This window comes from Methylobacterium sp. J-077 (assembly GCF_022829365.1).
GTDB lineage: Bacteria > Pseudomonadota > Alphaproteobacteria > Rhizobiales > Beijerinckiaceae > Methylobacterium.
On sequence record NZ_JAKSYJ010000241.1, the window covers coordinates 1 to 1,181 of the forward strand.

General features: G+C 61.2%; 2 pseudogenes. One reads left to right on the top strand and one right to left on the bottom strand.

Annotated elements, in window-relative coordinates:
• Window positions 1–121: pseudogene (locus tag MKL11_RS30930) on the top strand (IS630 family transposase); the annotation flags it as partial.
• A gap of 15 nt (window positions 122–136) precedes the next feature.
• Here MKL11_RS30930 and MKL11_RS30935 read toward each other — a convergent pair.
• Window positions 137–808 (bottom strand): annotated as a pseudogene (locus MKL11_RS30935) (IS3 family transposase); the annotation flags it as partial.
• Window positions 809–1,181 lie beyond the last annotated feature (373 nt).

Consider the following 1,181-nt stretch of genomic DNA (forward strand, 5'->3'; position numbering starts at 1 on the left):
CCGCGTCTTCAAATCCTACGCCGACATCCTCGACCACTGCTGCCACGCCTGGAACACCCTCATCGACCGACCCTGGCGCATCATCTCCATCGGACTGCGCGCCTGGGCTCATGGGTTCTGATCAATGAGGATCGGTATAAGACCAGACGTGGTCAGGATGCTCTGGCCGCAGTCGCACGCACGAGCCGTCGTTGAGCCAAAGGCGCGCTCGCTTGGGCTGGCGGGCCGGGACCTTGAGCCCTTCTCGTCGCCGGATCCGTTCGACGCGCTTCACGTTTACTGTCCAGCCGTCACGCCGGAGCATCGCCGTGATCCGACGGTAGCCGTAACGTCCATACTGGAGAGCCAGGGCGACGATGGCGGCCGTCAAAGCGGCCTCATCCTCGACCAGGACGGCGGCTTTGCGCTGCGTCGATCCTTCGACAGGCTCAGGATGAGGGATGCTGACCCAGGACACGGCAAGCGAAGCGTTCGGACACGCCATGCTCGGTAACGACGTAGTCGACACAAGCCCGGCGGCGAGCCGGGCTCAGAAGTTTCCCGAGGCTGCCTCCTTCAGGATCAGCTTCTCCAGGGTCGAGTCGGAGATCGCTCGACGAAGGCGCTGGTTCTCGGTCTCCAGGGACTTCAGCCGCTTGACCTGATCTCCCTTCAGACCGCCGTACTCGGAACGCCAACGATAATACGTGACTTCGGTCACCTCAATGGACCGGATCGCTTTGGCAACTTTGCGACCTTGTGAGACCAGAACATCCACTTGACGTAGCTTGGCAACAATCTCTTCAGCCGTATGCTTCTTCCGTCCCATGAAAACATCCTCCACATGGCTCAAAGCCATACCTCAGGGAGGACCACTTTTCAGGGGGCAGGCCACCCCGACCTCGACCTGATCGATGACGAGGCCGCGCGGGATGACAGCACCAGCATGCAGACGGCGAGACATGACAGGATCTCCGACGACCGAAGCCGAGATCCATCAACTCCCCTGCACCGAAAGTGAGTCAGACCCAAAGTTCGACGCCGATCCAGGGTCAATGTTCAGGTTCATCCGCACTTTCGGTGCTGGCGGGTGGCTCAGGCGTTGATCAGCGTTGTGGCCCGAGGGCAGCACGATGCCGATCTCCAACCCGTCGATGCCGTCGGTCCCGGACGGTGTTCACGTCGATGATCTGACGCTGGAC